The sequence below is a fragment of the Leucobacter triazinivorans genome (genome assembly GCF_004208635.1).
Lineage (GTDB): Bacteria > Actinomycetota > Actinomycetes > Actinomycetales > Microbacteriaceae > Leucobacter > Leucobacter triazinivorans.
In genome coordinates this window covers 227,690-242,802 of sequence record NZ_CP035806.1, presented here as the reverse complement: position 1 = coordinate 242,802, position 15,113 = coordinate 227,690, and the positions used below count along the sequence as shown (strand labels likewise).

Annotated in this window: 16 protein-coding genes; 11 read left to right on the top strand and 5 right to left on the bottom strand. The window is 68.2% G+C overall.

The genetic code is table 11. The annotated features are described in order from the left end of the window. Nucleotides 1-55: 55 nt before the first annotated feature. From EVS81_RS01155 to EVS81_RS01135, 5 genes are all read left to right on the top strand, one after another. Nucleotides 56-700: an NAD(P)-dependent oxidoreductase gene (locus tag EVS81_RS01155; RefSeq protein WP_130108767.1), complete on the top strand. Its 645-nt coding sequence runs from the start codon at nt 56-58 to the stop codon at nt 698-700. A 52-nt stretch (nt 701-752) separates the two neighbouring features. After that, nucleotides 753-2,291, top strand: a complete 1,539-nt coding sequence (locus tag EVS81_RS01150; protein ID WP_130108766.1) for a class I SAM-dependent methyltransferase — start codon at nt 753-755, stop codon at nt 2,289-2,291. Nucleotides 2,292-2,366: 75 nt separating this feature from the next. Further along, nucleotides 2,367-3,692 carry a histidinol dehydrogenase gene (gene hisD, locus EVS81_RS01145; RefSeq protein ID WP_130111217.1) on the top strand — a complete coding sequence of 442 codons (1,326 nt, stop codon included), beginning with the start codon at nt 2,367-2,369 and terminating at the stop codon, nt 3,690-3,692. Then, a complete protein-coding gene (nrdR, locus tag EVS81_RS01140; protein WP_130108765.1) occupies nt 3,692-4,198 on the top strand; it encodes a transcriptional regulator NrdR in 507 nt (168 codons plus the stop codon). The genes hisD and nrdR overlap by 1 nt, the downstream gene beginning before the upstream one ends. Before the next feature lie 11 nt (nt 4,199-4,209). Next, nucleotides 4,210-5,250, top strand: a complete 1,041-nt coding sequence (locus EVS81_RS01135) for a quinone-dependent dihydroorotate dehydrogenase (RefSeq protein WP_130111216.1) — start codon at nt 4,210-4,212, stop codon at nt 5,248-5,250. 75 nt (nt 5,251-5,325) lie between these two features. Here the strand turns inward: EVS81_RS01135 and EVS81_RS01130 are convergent, their stop codons facing one another. Next, nucleotides 5,326-5,904, bottom strand: a complete 579-nt coding sequence (locus EVS81_RS01130; protein WP_130108764.1) for a DUF3043 domain-containing protein — start codon at nt 5,902-5,904, stop codon at nt 5,326-5,328. Between the two features lie 172 nt (nt 5,905-6,076). On the opposite strand from EVS81_RS01130, the gene EVS81_RS01125 reads away from it, so the two are divergent. The 6 genes from EVS81_RS01125 to EVS81_RS01100 all read left to right on the top strand — a co-directional run bounded on the left by EVS81_RS01125 (nt 6,077) and on the right by EVS81_RS01100 (nt 10,434). After that, the gene (locus tag EVS81_RS01125) at nt 6,077-6,454 is read left to right on the top strand and encodes a HesB/IscA family protein (protein ID WP_130108763.1); all 378 of its coding nucleotides are present in this window, start codon (nt 6,077-6,079) and stop codon (nt 6,452-6,454) included. 151 nt (nt 6,455-6,605) lie between these two features. Further along, nucleotides 6,606-7,460: an aa3-type cytochrome oxidase subunit II gene (ctaC, locus tag EVS81_RS01120; protein WP_130108762.1), complete on the top strand. Its 855-nt coding sequence runs from the start codon at nt 6,606-6,608 to the stop codon at nt 7,458-7,460. Between the two features lie 17 nt (nt 7,461-7,477). Further along, the gene (ctaD, locus tag EVS81_RS01115) at nt 7,478-9,109 is read left to right on the top strand and encodes an aa3-type cytochrome oxidase subunit I (protein WP_130108761.1); all 1,632 of its coding nucleotides are present in this window, start codon (nt 7,478-7,480) and stop codon (nt 9,107-9,109) included. A gap of 19 nt (nt 9,110-9,128) precedes the next feature. After that, entirely contained in the window at nt 9,129-9,551 is a 423-nt protein-coding gene (locus tag EVS81_RS01110; RefSeq protein ID WP_130108760.1) for a cytochrome c oxidase subunit 4, read from the top strand. 21 nt (nt 9,552-9,572) lie between these two features. Then, on the top strand, nt 9,573-10,016 hold the full coding sequence (locus EVS81_RS01105) for a GNAT family N-acetyltransferase (RefSeq protein WP_130108759.1): 444 nt from the start codon (nt 9,573-9,575) through the stop codon (nt 10,014-10,016). 4 nt (nt 10,017-10,020) lie between these two features. Further along, nucleotides 10,021-10,434 carry a TetR family transcriptional regulator gene (locus EVS81_RS01100; protein WP_165384162.1) on the top strand — a complete coding sequence of 138 codons (414 nt, stop codon included), beginning with the start codon at nt 10,021-10,023 and terminating at the stop codon, nt 10,432-10,434. A 452-nt stretch (nt 10,435-10,886) separates the two neighbouring features. Here EVS81_RS01100 and qcrB read toward each other — a convergent pair whose 3' ends face one another. The 4 genes from qcrB to ctaE are packed head-to-tail and all read right to left on the bottom strand — an operon-like array spanning nt 10,887 to nt 15,108. Beyond that, on the bottom strand, nt 10,887-12,515 hold the full coding sequence (gene qcrB / locus EVS81_RS01095) for a cytochrome bc1 complex cytochrome b subunit (RefSeq protein WP_130108757.1): 1,629 nt from the start codon (nt 12,513-12,515) through the stop codon (nt 10,887-10,889). After that, nucleotides 12,512-13,627 (bottom strand): cytochrome bc1 complex Rieske iron-sulfur subunit, encoded by a 1,116-nt coding sequence (qcrA, locus tag EVS81_RS01090; RefSeq protein ID WP_130108756.1) that lies wholly within the window; start codon nt 13,625-13,627, stop codon nt 12,512-12,514. The genes qcrB and qcrA overlap by 4 nt, the downstream gene beginning before the upstream one ends. A gap of 45 nt (nt 13,628-13,672) precedes the next feature. Further along, nucleotides 13,673-14,473 carry a cytochrome bc1 complex diheme cytochrome c subunit gene (gene qcrC, locus EVS81_RS01085; RefSeq protein ID WP_130108755.1) on the bottom strand — a complete coding sequence of 267 codons (801 nt, stop codon included), beginning with the start codon at nt 14,471-14,473 and terminating at the stop codon, nt 13,673-13,675. Nucleotides 14,474-14,493: 20 nt separating this feature from the next. Beyond that, complete coding sequence (gene ctaE, locus EVS81_RS01080; RefSeq protein WP_053384091.1) at nt 14,494-15,108, bottom strand: aa3-type cytochrome oxidase subunit III; 615 nt, start codon at nt 15,106-15,108, stop codon at nt 14,494-14,496. Between the last annotated feature and the right edge of the window lie 5 nt (nt 15,109-15,113).

Sequence of the window (15,113 nt, the reverse complement as noted above, 5' to 3'; positions counted from 1 at the left end):
CACTCGGCGGGTCCGCGATGTGCGGGCGCGAGCGCAACAGGGAGCGAGGATCGACATGACGCAGGTGACAGTGATCGGCGGCAGCGGATACGCGGGATCGCACATCGTGGAGGCCGCGGCGGTGCGCGGACTCGAGGTCACGAGCATGAGCCGCGGCGAGGCGGCCGAGCAGGTCGCGGGAGTGCGCTACGCGACGGGATCGATCACCGATCCCGCGGATCGCGCAGCGGCGCTCGAGCATGCGGACGTGGTGGTCGTCGCAGTGTCGCCGCGCGGCGACATGGCAGGGCGTACTCGCTCGGCGATCGCAGAACTGGCGGCGGAAGCGGCGGCTGCCGGAGTGCGTCTCGGTGTGATCGGCGGGGCCGGTTCGCTGCTGCAGCACGAGGGCGGCCCGCGCGTCATGGACGACCCCGAGTTCGCCGATGCGATCAAGCCCGAGGCCTCCGAGATGGGTGGCGTGCTCGACGACCTCCGGGGCGCGCCCGAGGCGCTCGACTGGTTCCTGGTGAGCCCGGCCGCGACGTTCGGCGCCTGGGCTGCCGGCGAGTACCGAGGCGAGTATCGGATCGGAGGCGACGTGCTCCTCACCGACGCCGACGGCGCCTCGGAGATCTCGGGCGCCGACTTCGGCGTGGCGATCGTCGACGAGATCGAGGAGCCGAAGCACCATCGGGCGCGCTTCACCGTCGCGTACTGATCCCGAGCTCGGGCGGCGCGTGCATCGCGCCTCGGGTGACTAGTCTGGACGGGTGCATCCCGACCTCATCGACCGACTGAGAACCGATCTGCGCGCCGCGGACTACCGCGTCGGCGCCATTGCCGAGATGCTCGGAGCGAGCGCAGACGCGGCACGTCGGCGCGGAGTGCTCGCCCCGGCCCGCCGCGCGCTGCGGGCGCGGGCCGAGGGGGCGCTCCCGCAGCTGATCCGCCTGCTGCTGCTCGGAGACGCGGTCGACAGCTCCGCGATCGACGCGGCGCTTCCCGCGCTCGGCGCGGAGGGTGCGCTCGCGCTCGGCCTCGTCGAGGAGACGCCACCCGGATCCCTGCGCGCGGCGCTCTCGCTCACCCCCGTGGAAGTCGCGGACGCGCGGAAGGAGCAGCCGCTGCACTGGTGGATCCTCTCGGACCTCGACGACCATCTGCGGAGCGGCCCCGCCCGCGCCGACCACGTGATGGGGGTCGGCGGCGCCACCCGCTCGCTCATCGGGCAGGCGCCCCCGTACGACGCGCCGCGCTGCCTCGATCTCGGCACGGGCTGCGGCGTCGTCGCGATGCACCTGGCGCTGCGCGGGCGAGTGGTGGCCACCGACATCTCGGAGCGGGCACTGATGATGGCCCGGGCCAACGCGAGGCTCAACGGGCTGGAGGGGGAGATCGAGTTCCGCCGCGGCGACCTGTTCGCGCCGGTGGCGGGGGAGCGCTTCGACCTGATCCTCTCGAACCCGCCGTTCGTGATCACGCCGCGATCTGCTGAGACCCCGGTGTACGAGTACCGCGACGGCGGCATGATCGGCGACGCGCTCGCGGAGCGCGTGGTGCGGGAGGCGCCGGAGCTGCTCGCGGAGGGCGGCGAGCTGCTGTGCCTCGCGAACTGGGAGTCCCCGTGGGGCGGAAACGGCCTCGAGCGGGTGCGCGCATGGATCACGGGAGCGGGCGAACGCCTCGGCGCGTTGGACGCCTGGGTGATCGAGCGGGATCGTGTGGAACCGGTGCAGTACGCCGAGACCTGGGCCCGCGACGGGGGAGCGCGGCCGGGCTCTCCGGAGTTCGACGAGTTGGTCGAGGGGTGGCTGGACGACTTCTCGCAGCGGCGGATCGTCGCGGTGGGCCTCGGGTCGATCCGCGTGCGGCGGAGTCCCCGGACGGCGGACGGCGGGGTGGTCCACGTCGAGCACGCCGCCGGCGGATTCCGGGGGGACGCGCCCGGCGATCTGCTCTCGCGGGCGTTCGACGCGGGGGCGGCCGCGGAGCTCATGAGCGACGATGAGGTGCTGGCGACCCGCTGGCTGATCGACCCGGCCGTCGGGGAGGCGCGGGAGCATCGCCCGGGCGAGGAGGCCCCCCGGTCGATCGTGCTCACGACCGATCGTCCGATCGCCCGGCGCATCGCCGCGGATCCGCTGCTCGCCGCGGCCGTCGGAGTCTGCGACGGCGAGCTCGCACTCGGCCCGATCGCCGACGCGCTCGCGACGCTGCTCGAGGTCGACGCGGGCGCCGCGGCGGAGGCCCTCGTGTCCAGCGCGCGCGAACTGGCCTGGTGCGGCATGCTCGTGCCCATCGCTCGCTGACGCAGGAGCCCGCGACGAGCGCACCCCGCCCTCCCGCGCCCCGACGCTTCCGCGCCCCGGTAGACTGGTTCGGTGATGCGAACCATTGATCTGCGGGGGCGGGAACTCTCGCGAGGCGATCTGCAGCAACTCGTTCCGCGCGCCGCCGTGAGCGCCGAGCAGGCGGTCGAGCGGGTGCGTCCCCTCGTCGCCGATGTCGCCGAGCGCGGCGAAGCGGCGCTGCGGGAGCAGGCGCGCGACTTCGACGGCGTCGACGGGCACGCGCTGCGGGTGCCCGCGGAGGCGATCGCCGCGTCGCTGGCCGACTGCCCGCCGGATGTCGCCGACGCGCTGCGGGAGCTGATCTCCCGGCTGCGCCGCGCCTCCGCGGCGCAGGTGCCCCAGGAGCAGGTGACGCGTCTGGCCGACGGCGCCGAGATCCGCCAGCGCTGGCAGCCGGTGTCCCGGGTGGGACTCTACGCGCCGGGAGGCAAGGCGGCCTATCCGTCATCGGTCATCATGAACGCGGTGGCGGCGCAGACGGCGGGGGTTCCCGGCCTCGCGCTCGCATCGCCCGCGCAGCGCGACACGGGCGGACTGCCGCACCCCGCGGTGCTCTGGGCCGCAGCGCTGTGCGGCATCGACGAGGTGTACGCGATCGGGGGCGCGGGGGCCATCGCGGCGTTCGCGCACGGGGTCCCGCAGATCGGGCTCGAGCCCGTCGACGTGGTCACCGGGCCGGGCAACGTATTCGTCGCGGCCGCGAAGCGCGTCGTGAGCGGCCGCGTGGGCATCGACTCCGAAGCAGGTACCACCGAGATCCTCGTCATCGCCGACGAGACCGCCGATCCCGGCTTCGTCGCGGCCGACCTCATCAGCCAGGCCGAGCACGACGAAGCGGCCGCGTCGGTGCTGGTCACCGACTCGACGGAGCTCGCGGAGCGGGTGCTCGCCGAGGTGGCGCAGCGCGCGCCGCGCACGCGGCACGCGGATCGCGTCGCCGCAGCGCTCGGCGGGCCGCAGTCCGCGGTGATCCTCGTCGACGACCTGGCCACGGCGGCTCGCCTCAGCAACGCCTACGGGCCCGAGCACCTGGAGATCCAGACGGCCGACGACTCGGCGGTGCTCGCGCGCATCACCGACGCGGGCGCGATCTTCGTCGGCGGGTACACGCCGGTGAGCCTCGGCGACTACCTCGCCGGATCCAACCACGTGCTGCCCACCGGTGGCACCGCGCGCTTCTCGGCCGGGCTGGGAGCGCACACCTTCCTGCGGCCGCAGCAGATCGTCAGCTACGACCGCGCGGCGCTCGCCCGGGTCGAGGGCCCCCTGCTCGCGCTGGCCGGCGCGGAGGGTCTGCCCGCGCACGGCGAGGCGGTCAGCGCGCGGTTCGAGCGCGACCGCGGCGAGGAGGCCCCCTGATGCACTGCCCGTTCTGCAGGCACCCGGACTCCCGGGTGATCGATTCCCGCACCGCCGACGACGGGCTCTCGATCCGCCGCCGCCGCCAGTGCCCCGAGTGCGGCCGTCGGTTCACCACGACCGAGACCGCGAGCCTCACGGTGATCAAGCGCTCCGGGGTCGTCGAACCCTTCAGCCGCGAGAAGGTGATGAGCGGGGTGCGCAAGGCGTGCCAGGGCCGACCGGTGACCGAGGCCGACCTGGCGGTGCTCGCGCAGCAGGTCGAGGAGTCGGTGCGCTCGAGCGGCATCGCCCAGTTCGACGCGAACGAGATCGGTCTCGCGATCCTGCCGCATCTGCGCGAGCTCGACGAAGTCGCGTATCTGCGCTTCGCGAGCGTCTACCAGGCGTTCGAGTCGCTCGCGGACTTCGACGCCGCGATCGCCGAGCTGCGGGCGCACCCCGGCGGCGGTTCCGATTCCGACGCATCCGATTCCCGGGCAGACGCCCGCACCCCCGAGGAGTGACGCACATGCGCCTGTACCCGCTGCTCTTCAGCACCGTTCTGCGGCGGATGGACCCCGAGCGCGCGCACCACCTCGCGTTTCGCGTGATCCGTGCGGTGCCGCTGCTCGGCGGTCTCGCCCGCCGGGCCTGCGCTCCGGATCCCTCATTGCGCGTGCGCGCACTGGGCACCGAGTTTCCGAGCCCGTTCGGGATCGCCGCGGGGTTCGACAAGAACGCCGACGGCATCCTCGGCCTCGGCGCGCTCGGCTTCGGCCACGTCGAGGTGGGCACGCTCACCCGGCACGCGCAACCGGGCAACCCCGCACCTCGCCTGTTCCGCCTGGTCGAGGACCGCGCCCTCATCAACCGGATGGGATTCAACAACGGCGGCTCGGCGGCGGCCGTCCCCTGCGTGGAGCGCGCGCGACTGGCCCGGCACCGCCCGGTGATCGGCGTGAACATCGGCAAGAGCCGGGTGACCGAGGTCGACGATGCGGTGCAGGACTACGTGTGGAGCGCGCAGCGTCTGGCGCCGCTGGCCGACTACCTCGCCGTCAACGTGAGCTCGCCCAACACTCCCGGGCTGCGCGGCCTGCAGGAGCTCGAGATGCTCGAGCCGCTGCTCGCCGCCGTGCGCGAGGCGGCCGACGGCGTTCCGCTGCTCGTGAAGATCGCCCCGGATATGGAGGACGAGCAGATCGACGGCATCGTCGACCTCGCGCTGCGCCTCGGCCTCGACGGGATCATCGCGACCAACACCACGGTCTCCCGAGACGGGCTCAGTGCTTCCGCGGATGCGATCGAGGCGATGGGGGCCGGCGGGCTCTCCGGAGCACCGCTGCGGCAGCGGTCGACCGAGGTGCTGCGACGGATCCGCGCGGCGGCACCGGATCCCGAATTCTGCGTCGTCTCCGTGGGCGGCGTCACGACCGCGGCTGACGTGCTCGAGCGCCTGGGCGCCGGCGCGACGCTGGTGCAGGGTTACACAGCGTTCCTCTACGAGGGACCGCTCTGGGCCCGGGCCATCAACCGTGGACTGCGACGCGCCGGCTGGCGGGGGAACGCGGGGTAGCCGTCGCACCCTTCGAATGCATGCGAACGGCCCCGGGAGGGATCCTCCCGGGGCCGTGCTCGTCTCGGCTCGCCCTCAGTTGGGGCGCTGTCCGCGCTTCACCTGTGGCTTCGGCACGCGCAGCGGGCGGAACTGGAAGGCGCGCATGGCGGCGTACCACCGGTAGCCGGACTGCACGCGATCTTCTCCGAACTTCTGGCCGAGCAGTCGCTTGAGCCGCACGCCGAGCAGCACGGCGTCGATGATCGCGAGGCCCACGAAGGCCCAGATCACGATGAGGCTGACGACCTGCATGATGCCGGGGATGAACGTCATCACGAGGACGACCAGCATCATCGGGATGAGCAGCTCGCCGATGCTCCACCGGGCGTCGACGTAGTCGCGCACGAAGCGGCGCTGCGGGCCGCGGTCGCGCGGACCGAGGTAGCGCTCGTCGCCTTCCATCATGCCGATCCGGGCCCGCTCTCGCTGGCTCGCCTGCTGCCGACGCTGCTCCTTGACCATCGACTTGTCCTTGGAACCGACGATCGGCCGGGCGTTCGCGGCCTCCGCCTGCTTGCGCGACGGCGTCGGACGGCCCTTGCCGACCGGCCCGCGGTCGTCCGCCCCCTGCTCGTTCGCGCCGGCCGCGTTGTCAACGCCCTTCTTCGCCACGCCTGTCCTCTCGTTCCGCGCATCCGCGCTCGATCCTCGCTGCAATGCCGGCGCGTCGCCGACGTCTCCTTCCAGGATACCGCCCCGGCGACCCGGCCGATCTCCCGGTCCCGGTGATCCCGCGTCGGCGGTAGACTGATGGCAGTCACGAGGGCACGAGTGAGGAGAACGCATGAGCACGGGAACGATCGGTTCGGAGGGCGGCGTCGCGGCCCCGGAGCGCGCCCACGGGGTGCAGCTGAGCGAGGCCGCGCGCGAAAAGGTGCGCAGCCTGCTGCTGCAGGAGGGCCGCGACGACCTGCGGCTTCGCATCGCGGTGCAGCCGGGCGGCTGCTCGGGCCTCATCTATCAGCTGTTCTTCGATGAGCGCGAGCTCGAGAACGATGCCGTGGTCGACTTCGACGGGGTCGAGGTGGTGGTCGATCTCATGAGTATTCCGTATCTCGACGGGGCGATGATCGACTTCGAGGACACGATCCAGAAGCAGGGCTTCACCATCGACAACCCCAACGCGCAGGGCAGCTGCGCCTGCGGCGACAGCTTCAGCTGAGTCGCGCAGCGCGAAGAACATCCGCGACACCCGCGCGTGGTTCGGGGAACGCTCGGGATCGCGCTAAGCTATCAGGGAGTCATCAGCTTCGCCTGCATCCGGTGCCGGCGAGAAACGTTTCGAAAGGTATGCGGTGCGTTCCAATCGTCGAATGAAATGGGTTGCGGCCCCGGTGGTGCTCTCGACGGCACTGCTTCTCGCCGGCTGCACCCCCGAGCAGCAGCGTGGCTTCCTGCCCGAGGGGTCCGAAGGGGCGACCAACCACACGGACGGGATCACCGGGCTGTGGGTGACCTCGTGGATCGTGCTGCTCGCCGTCGGCGTGATCACGTGGGGCCTCATCATCTGGGCCACGATCGCGTACCGCCGTCGCAAGGGTCAGACGGGTCTCCCGGTGCAGATGCGGTACAACATGCCGATCGAGACCTTCTTCACCGTCGTCCCGGTCATCCTCGTGCTGGGCTTCTTCGCGTTCACCGCTCAGGAGCAGAGCAAGATCGAGCAGCGCTACGAGGCGCCCGAGAACGTGGTCGAGGTCATCGGCAAGCGCTGGGCCTGGGACTTCAACTACGTGAACGACGACGTCTACTTCCAGGGCGTCCAGGTGCAGACCGATGACGAGGGCGAGGCGACGGACGACACGATGCCGGTGCTCTACCTGCCGGTCGACAAGACGACCGAGCTGCGCCTCGAGACCCGCGACGTCATCCATTCCTTCTGGGTGGTCGAGTACCTCTACAAGAAGGACATGATCCCCGGCCAGACCAACTACATGAGCTTCACCCCGACCAAGACGGGCACGTTCATGGGCAAGTGCGCCGAGCTCTGTGGCGAGTACCACTCGATGATGCTCTTCCAGATGAAGGTCGTCGAGCAGGACGAGTACGACGCGTACATCGAGTCGCTGCGCGACGCCGGCAACACGGGACAGGTGACCAAGGAGTTCAACCCGAACCAGGAGCACATCGCCGGCGATAACGACAGCGCCAAGGCGCAGAACGACTAGCGAGGGATAGCAAGAACATGAAGAAGGGCAACGTCATCGTCTCGTGGCTGACGTCCACGGACCACAAGGTGATCGGGTACATGTACCTGATCAGCTCCTTCGTGTGGTTCCTGATCGGCGGCCTCATGGCACTGGTCATCCGCGCGCAGCTGTTCGCACCGAACCTCGAGGTCGTCGCGACCAAGGAGCAGTACAACCAGCTGTTCACCATGCACGGCACCATCATGCTGCTGATGTTCGCCACCCCGCTGTTCGCGGGTTTCGCGAACGTCCTCATGCCGCTGCAGATCGGCGCACCGGATGTGGCCTTCCCGCGGCTCAACGCATTCGCGTTCTGGCTCTACACCTTCGGCTCGCTCATCGCGGTCGGCGGCTTCCTCACCCCGCAGGGCGCCGCGTCCTTCGGCTGGTTCGCCTACGCGCCGCTGTCGGACATGACGTACTCGCCGGGTGTGGGCGGCAACCTCTGGGTGCTCGGCCTCGGCGTGAGCGGTTTCGGAACGATCATGGGCGGCGTCAACTTCATCACGACGATCATCACGATGCGCGCACCGGGCATGACCATGTGGCGCATGTCGATCTTCACCTGGAACACCCTGATCACCTCGATCCTCGTGCTGCTCGTCTTCCCCGTGCTCGCCGCAGCGATGTTCGGTCTCGCCGCGGATCGCATCTTCGGTGCGCAGATCTACAACGGCGAGGGTGGAGCCATCCTGTGGCAGCACCTCTTCTGGTTCTTCGGGCATCCCGAGGTGTACATCATCGCGCTGCCGTTCTTCGGCATCGTCTCGGAGATCTTCCCGGTGTTCAGCCGCAAGCCGATCTTCGGGTACAAGACGCTGATCTACGCCACCATTGCGATCGCGGCGCTCTCGATGACCGTGTGGGCGCACCACATGTACGTCACCGGATCGGTGCTGCTGCCGTTCTTCGCGCTGATGACGATGCTCATCGCGGTCCCCACGGGCGTGAAGATCTTCAACTGGCTCGGAACGATGTGGCGGGGCTCGATCACCTTCGAGACGCCGATGCTCTGGTCGCTCGGCTTCCTGGTGACGTTCGTCTTCGGCGGTCTCACCGGTGTCATCCTCGCGTCGCCGGCTCTGGACTTCCACCTCTCCGACACCTACTTCGTGGTTGCGCACTTCCACTACGTCGTCTTCGGTACGGTCGTGTTCGCCATGTTCGCGGGCTTCTACTTCTGGTGGCCCAAGTGGACCGGCAAGCTCCTCGACGAGCGTCTCGGCAAGGTGCACTTCTGGGTGCTCTTCATCGGCTTCCACACGACCTTCCTCGTGCAGCACTGGCTGGGCGTCATGGCCATGCCCCGCCGCTACTACACCTACCTCCCGTCGGACGGCGTGACCTGGGGCAACCAGCTCTCGACCGTGGGAGCGATGATTCTCGGTGCGTCGATGATTCCGTTCCTGCTCAACGTCTACCTGACCGCGCGTCGCGCACCGAAGGTGACTGTCAACGATCCTTGGGGCTACGGACGTTCGCTCGAGTGGGCCACCTCGTGCCCGCCCCCGCGTCACAACTTCACCTCGATCCCGCGGATCCGGTCGGAGTCGCCGGCGTTCGACCTCAACCATCCCGAGGTCAGCGGTATCGAGCAGCCGGTGCGCGCGAGCGAACTCGCGAAGTGACCCCGAGGAGAACTGAACCATGAAATCCAACATCGTCCTCTTCTGGTTGCTGACCGCCTACTTCGTGCTGCTCGCCACGGTCTACACACTCTGGAACGTGATCGAGCACGGCTACATCGAGTGGTCGGGCAGCGTGACCATCCTCCTGTCCGCGGGCCTCACCGGATTCATCGCCTTCTACTTGGTGCTTGTTCAGAAGAAGCAGGGCGGCGTGCTGGTCGAGGACCGCGAGGACTCCGATATCGACGACGGCGACCCCGAGCTCGGTGAGTTCAGCCCCTGGAGCTGGTGGCCCATCTTCCTGGCCTTCGGCGCATCCCTCGTGGTGCTCGGACTCTGCATCGGCTTCAATTTCTGGCTCTCGTTCATCGCCCTGCCGATCGTGCTCGTCGGCGTGGTGGGTTGGGTCTACGAGTACTACCGTGGCAACTTCGCACGGTAGTTTCGACAGAGGATTGTTCGCTTGAGCATCATCATCCGCCGCGGCCAGAGCGAAGACGGTACCGCCGTCTTCGCTCTGGCCCGCCAGTTCACCACGGGTCGCGAGGCCATCGGCCGCGACGAGTTCATGGTCGCCTACGACAACGTGCTGCGCCACCGCGACCAGGAGACGAACGTGCTCTTCGTCGCGGAGCGCGACGGCACCGTCGTCGGGTACTCGCTGATGACGGTGTCGCGCCTTCTGCACGCGCCCGGTCTCACCGCGCACCTGCAGGAGATCGTCGTCGACGAAGGTACCCGTGGTCACGGGGTCGGAGACCGGCTGATGCAGGCGAACGAGCACTACTGCATGGGGCGCGGCGTGCGTCAGCTCTCCGCATCGACCGCTCGTATCGGCTCCTTCTACAATCATCGCGGATTCGAACCCGTTGGGGAGCACTACCGCAAGATTCTCGATCTGCGGTGATCGGGTGACCGAACGTCGTGCTCGCAGGCCGCCCGGCGAGAATCGCAGCCGCCTGCTGGAGGCCGGACTCATCGAGTTCGGCCTCTTCGGCTTTTCCGCAGCGTCGACCTCGGCCATCGCCGCCCGCGCTGAGATGTCCCAACCGCACCTCTACGCGAGCTTCGCCACGAAGCGAGATCTCTTTCTCGCGTGCTTCGCGTTCGTGCTCGACGAGTTGCGCGAGCCGGTATCGGAGAGGGACCAAGCGCATCGAGCCACGCTGCTGCGCTTTCTCGTGCAGTGTGTCGCCTCAAGCCATGTACCAGGAATGCGCGAGCCGCTGACGGCCGGCCTCCTCGAGCTGGGCAGCTCCCTGGGGGAGTCCCGATTCGCCGCACTGCTCGCGGAGGGATCTCACGCGCTGATCGATGCTCCATAGCCGTGAGCGCAGGATCGGAACGGTGTTTCGTGTACCGTCCGTAGGCTGATTGCGTCCCGGCGCTTCATCGGCGTCGTTGCCGTCCCAGGCTACGGGGCGATCACGCAAGTGCTCTCACGAATGCCGTTCGTGTACCTACCGCCCAGTGCGACCAGCCGGCTGGTATGGGTGTGAGCGGGCCGGCGCGTTCTCATCCTCCCGTACGGACGAGCTCGTGTGCCTGAAGGGCTCGGGCACGGATTCATCCGTGCCCGGACGGGATTGCGTACGAACGCAGCTGTGCACCGACTCGTCGTGCACCGACGAGTTCGTGCACCGATGCGCATGCGTGCACCGACACGGGTGTCTCGCTCGCTCCGAGTGGCAGCAGGGGAGTGGTGCCGCCCCCGGACGCACGTGTGAGGCCCCGCAGGAAACTCCTGCGGGGCCTCACACGTGCGGAGGGTGGTCGATCAGTGACCCTCGTGGTGTCCCTGCTCGATCTCGCCCTTCGTCGGCGGAACGATCCGGTCCTCGAAGAACCAACGGCTGAAGCCGGCGCGCAGACGCTTCGAGAAGGGGATGCGACCATCGTCGTTCGGGCGCAGCATGAGCGGAGCGTAGTCGTGGTAGCTGACCAGCTCCCACTGCTCGTACTCGTCGAGCGGCTTGTGCACCTCGACGAACTCGCCGCCGGGCAGACGGACGATACGCCCGGACTCATAGCCGTGCAGCGCGATGCTGCGATCCTTCTTCTGCAGGGCCAGGCAGATGCGCTTGGCGAGCTGATAGGCGATGATCGGCCCAAGGATAAGCGCGGCCTGCAGCGCGTGGATGACACCCTCCATGGAGAGCTGGAAGTGCGTCGCCATGAGGTCGGAGCTCGCGCCCGCCCACATCACCGCGTAGAAGGTGACGCCGGCCGCGCCGATCGCGGTGCGGGTGGGGGCGTTGCGCGGACGGTCGAGGATGTGATGCTCTCGCTTGTCTCCGGTGACCCACGCCTCGATGAACGGGTAGGCGACCACGAGCACGAGGAAGATGCCGATGATGATGAGCGGCAGGAGCATGTTCCAGGACCACGTATAGCCGAACCACTCGGTTTCGAGCCCCGGCGGCACGAGACGCAGCATGCCGTCGGCGAAGCCGATGTACCAGTCGGGCTGGGTGCCCGCGGACACGGGTGACGGGTCGTAGGGGCCGTAGTTCCAGATGGGGTTGATGCCCACGGTCGAGGCGATCAGTGCGATCACACCGAACACGATGAAGAAGAAGCCGCCGGCCTTCGCCGCGTACACGGGGAGCACGGGGTAGCCGACCACGTTCTGCTGGGTCTTGCCCGGGCCGGGGTACTGCGTGTGCTTGTGGATGACGACGAAAGCGAGGTGCAGCGCCACGAAGAGGATGACGAGCGCCGGCAGCACCATGATGTGCAGCATGTAGAGACGACCGACGATGTCGGTTCCGGGGAACTCGCCGCCGAAGAAGAAGTACGACAGGTAGGTGCCGATCACCGGGATGGCCTTGATGATGCCGTCGATGATCCGGAGACCGTTGCCCGAGAGCACGTCGTCGGGGAGCGAGTAGCCGGTGAAGCCCTCGGCCATCGCGAGCACGAAGAGCACGAAGCCGATGACCCAGTTGAGCTCGCGAGGCTTGCGGAACGCACCCGTGAAGAAGATGCGCAGCATGTGCAGGCCGATCGACGCCACGAAGAGCAGCGCTGCCCAGTGGTGCACGTGGCGCATGAGCAGACCACCGCGCACCGAGAAGGAGATGTCGAGCGTCGACGCCATCGCCACCGACATCTCGAGGCCCTTCATGGGCACGTAGGGGCCGGTGTAGTGCACCTCGGCCATCGACGCCTGGAAGAAGAGGGTGAGGAACGTGCCCGAGAGGAGGATGACGACGAAGCTGTAGAGCGCCACCTCTCCGAGCAGGAAGGACCAGTGGTCGGGGAAGACCTTGCGGCCGAACTCCTTGACGGCGACGCCGATCTTGGTGCGCTCATCGAGGTAGTTCGCGGCCGCAGCGGTGAACCGGCTCGAACCGCTCTGCGTCGAACCGCTCTGGGCGGGGGATTCGGTTACGGTGCTGCTCACTTGAGGCGCTCCCAGAAGCTCGGGCCGACAGGTTCATGGAAATCACTCTGCGCGACGAGGTAGCCCTCGTCGTCTACGGTGATGGGCAGCTGCGGCAGCGGCCGCTTGGCCGGGCCGAAGACGACCTTCGCGTGCTCGGAGACGTCGAACTGCGACTGATGGCACGGGCACAGGAGGTGATGCGTGTGCTGCTCGTAGAGCGCGACCGGGCACCCGACGTGGGTGCAGACCTTCGAGTAGGCGACGATGCCGTCGTACGACCAATCCGCGCGCTCGGGAAGCTCCTTGAGTTCAGACTGGTCGAGGCGCATGAGCAGGACGATCGCCTTCGCCTTCGCGTCGAGCAGGTTGTCGCTTCCGCCGCGCTCGTCGAGCGTGAGGTTGTGGAAATCGTCGTGATTCAGACTCTCAGGAATCACGTGGAATGCGGAGCCGATGGTGACCTCGCTGGCCTTGATCGGAACACCGGAGGGATCGCGCGCCAAGCGCACGCCCGTGTCCCACATGGTGTGCTTGAGCAGCTGCACCGGATCGCGATCCTGCGGGGCCAGACCGCGGAGCAGGGTGATGCCCGGCAGAGGGAACGCGATGAGTGCGCCGATCAGGCTGTTGCGCACGAGCGAGCGGCGGGAGAAGCCCGACTCCTCGTCGGCGAGCTTGAACACTTCTGCGGCGCCTTCGCGCGTGGGCTCGTCGCTCGCCACGGGGTGTCGCTCGTCGATCGACTCGTGGTCTGCCATGAGCGCCTTGCCCCAGTGGACCGCGCCGATGCCGATCGCGAGAAGGGAGAGCGCCATGCCGAGGCCGACGAACAGCGTCTGCAGCCGGATCGCCATGAGATCTCCCGTTTCGATCGGGAAGAACATGTACGCGAGCACGGCGCCCAGGCTGCCGGCGATCGAGATGTAGAAGAGCGTGTAGACCAGACGCTCGGCGCGCTTTGCGCGCTTCGGATCGAGATCCGTGACGCGCTTGCGGTGCGGGGGAAGGCCCGGATTCTGCACGGCGTCGGACGAGACGACCGCGGTACCCACCGCTGCCTCGACCGGGCCGTGGCCCTGGGCGGCGACAACGGCGTGTTCGTCGCCGCTGTTCTTCGCTTCCTCTGCCATGTTGCTCCTTGACTCCTGACTCATGAACTCGTTGCCGCTGTCGGACTAGTTCGACTTCGCGGTGACCCAGACGGTGAGGCCCACGATGGCACCCAGCCCGATCACCCAGATGAACAGGCCCTCGGCCACCGGGCCGATCGACCCGAGGGTGAGCCCGCCGACAGCAGGCTTCTCCTCGATGTACTTGAGGTACGAGATGATGTCGGCCTTCTCCTGCGGCGTGATGTTCGCGTCGCTGAAGACGGGCATGTTCTGGGGGCCGGTGATCATGGCCTCGTACACGTGGGTGGGCGCGACCCCGGTCAGCTTGGGGGCGAACTTGCCCTCGGTGAGCGCGCCTCCGGCCGCTGCGACGTTGTGGCACATCGCGCAGTTGATGCGGAACAGCGTGCCGCCGTTCGCGACATCACCGTCGCCCTGGAGGTATCGGGAATCGGGCAGCGCCGGCCCCGGGGCGAGGGAAGCCACGTACGCGGCCATCTGCAGCGTCTGGTCCTCGCTGAACTGCGCGGGCTTGACCATGCCCTGCGGACCCTGGAAGGCGAGGGGCATGCGGCCGGTGCCGACCTGGAAGTTGACCGACGCGGCGCCCGCGCCGATGAGCGAGGGCCCGTCGGGCGTACCCTGGGCGCTGGCTCCGTGGCAGGTGGCGCAGTTGGCGCCGAACAGCTTCTCGCCGGCCTCGATGGTCGCGGGGGACTCGAGGTCGATCTCAGCGGTCGCGGAGGTCTGGCTGAAGCCGGTGTACGCGGCACCCGTGACGAGCAGGCCGACCGCAACGAGGGCTGCGGTGGCAAGCGGATGCCGGCGGCCCGACTTGCGAACGTTCTTCTTGGCGCGAGCCATGTTCTCGATTTCTCCTGACCCTACTTGAGGACGTAGATGACGATGAAGAGGATGATCCACACGATGTCGACGAAGTGCCAGTAGTACGACACGACGACCGCGGTGGTCTCCTCCTTGTGGGTGAAGTTCTTGACCGCGTAGATGCGCCCGATCACCAGCAGGAACGCGACCAACCCGAGCGACACGTGGATGCCGTGGAAGCCGGTGGTCATGTAGAACGCGGAGCCGTAAGGATCGGAGGCGAGCGTGATGCCCTCGGAGACGAACGTCGCGTACTCCCAGGCCTGGCCTGCGACGAACACGGCGCCCATGAAGAAGGTGAGGTAGAACCACTCGACCGTGCCCCACTTCTTGGGGCTGGCGCCGGTGGCGCGCGGCTGCATCCGCTCGGCGGCGAACACGCCGGCCTGAGCGGTGAACGAGGAGGCGACCAGGATCAGAGTGTTGATCAGCGCGAAGGTGAAGTTGTGCTTCGCGGTCTGCTCGGCCCACAGCTCGGGATTCATGGCCCGAAGCGTGAAGTAGATCGCGAAGAGGCCGGCGAAGAACATGACCTCGCTGCCGAGCCACACGATCGTGCCCACGGCGACGAGGTTCGGTCGCTTCACCGAGGGCACGGCTGACTTGGTATTCATAGTGG